A 340-nucleotide genomic window follows, 5' to 3' on the forward strand; every position below is an offset into this window, starting at 1 on the left:
TCTTCAATAGCTACAACATCAAAATGAGTAGCTAACTCTTTAGACTTATGATGAAGGAAGTTCTTACGTTGATTCGTTACTTTTTCATGTAACTTAGCTACACGGATACGTTGTTTATTCCAACGAATAGAACCTTTTGTACGTCTTGATAATACTCGTTGCGCCTTTGCTAACTGGTCTAACATTTCACGATAGAACTTAGGATAATTGGCTCTCTCATCCTCAGAACTGACGTATAATCCATCCATCGCAAAGTCTAATCCAACAATTGTTTCTACTTCTTTTTGTACGATCTCTTTTTCGTATTCAGTCAAAATGGACACATAGTATTTACCAGTAG

At 35.9% G+C, this 340-nt stretch carries 1 protein-coding gene; it reads right to left on the reverse strand.

Annotated elements, in window-relative coordinates; translation table 11 throughout:
• On the reverse strand, positions 1-340 hold a 340-nt coding region (locus tag QO049_RS30585), incomplete at both ends, for a transposase (RefSeq protein WP_284489829.1).

Source organism: Bacillus sp. RB3, assembly GCF_030164735.1.
Lineage (GTDB): Bacteria > Bacillota > Bacilli > Bacillales > Bacillaceae_G > Bacillus_A > Bacillus_A cereus.